Raw genomic sequence first — 825 nt, 5'->3', positions numbered from 1 at the left:
AAGTCAAGAAGCTCCTGTCCACGGATCACTTCTCGGTCGACGGCACGCTGATCGAGGCCTGGGCTTCGATGAAGAGCGTCAAGCCAAAGGGCGGCCCAAGCGGTGGTCATGGCGAACCGCCGGCAGACGGCGGCGGACGCAATGCGGAAGCGGCCTTCCACGGCGAGAGGCGATCGAACGAGACGCATACCTCGACTACCGACCCCGACGCCAGGCTCTACCGCAAAGGGCGGGGCAAGGAGGCCAGGTGGTGCTTGATGGGACATGGGTTGATGGAGAACCGCACGGGCTGCTGGTGGAAGCCTGTCTGACGCTGGCCGACGGACATGCCGAGCGGGTGGCGGCCCTGCACATGATCGAACCTCGTGCCGTGCCGACCGGCCGCGGGCGATCACGCTCGGCGCCGACAAGGCCTATGACGCAGAGGACTTCGTCAACGAGTTGCGCTCGATGAAGGTGACACCACACGTAGCGCAGAACACGAATGGCCGTCGTTCAGCGATCGATCGCCGCACCACGCGCCACGGTGGCTATGCCGTCAGCCAGCGCATCAGAAAGCGCATCGAAGAGGCGTTCGGCTGGATCAAAACCGTCGCTGGGCAGGAGAAGACCAAATTGCGCGGCCGCGACCGCGTTGGATGGGCCTTCACCTTCGCGGCCGCCGCCTACAATCTGGTGCGGCTGCCCAAGCTCTTGGCGGCGTCGAAATGACCGTGCCCGCGGGCTGCCAACTGATCGGCCGCTGGCGGATCATCGAAGCCGATCTGTGGGATCGCGGTTACCTGAACCTCGGTGGACCCGCAACCATCGCCATCGGACCCGACA

At 65.1% G+C, this 825-nt stretch carries 1 pseudogene; it reads left to right on the top strand.

Annotation, left to right across the window (positions count from 1 at the left end):
- Positions 1–711: pseudogene (locus tag NKI59_RS34985) on the top strand (IS5 family transposase); the annotation flags it as partial.
- Positions 712–825 lie beyond the last annotated feature (114 nt).

Source organism: Mesorhizobium sp. M0598, assembly GCF_040320865.1.
Classification (GTDB): domain Bacteria; phylum Pseudomonadota; class Alphaproteobacteria; order Rhizobiales; family Rhizobiaceae; genus Mesorhizobium.
Note: the sequence above shows the minus strand (reverse complement) of the source record. Positions and strands in the feature narration are given on the sequence as shown.